General features: G+C 51.4%; 1 rRNA gene. It reads right to left on the reverse strand.

From position 1 onward, the window contains the following. A 23S ribosomal RNA gene (locus tag KJS42_RS23000) occupies positions 1–226 on the reverse strand; the annotation flags it as partial. Positions 227–255: the final 29 nt, after the last annotated feature.

Consider the following 255-nt stretch of genomic DNA (forward strand, 5'->3'; position numbering starts at 1 on the left):
TTCTCTTCCTCAGGGTACTTAGATGTTTCAGTTCCCCTGGTCTGCCTCTTCGCATCCTATGAATTCAGATACGAGTGACTGGATATTAACCCAGCCGGGTTTCCCCATTCGGACACCCCCGGATCGACGCTTGCTTACAGCTCCCCGAGGCAGTTTCGTTGTTCGCCACGTCCTTCTTCGGCTCCTAGCGCCTAGGCATCCTCCGTGTGCTCTTAGTAGCTTAACCAACTACTAGTTTCACTTGTTTTGACACAA

The organism is Paenibacillus sp. J53TS2 (assembly GCF_018403305.1).
Lineage (GTDB): Bacteria > Bacillota > Bacilli > Paenibacillales > Paenibacillaceae > Fontibacillus > Fontibacillus rhizolycopersici.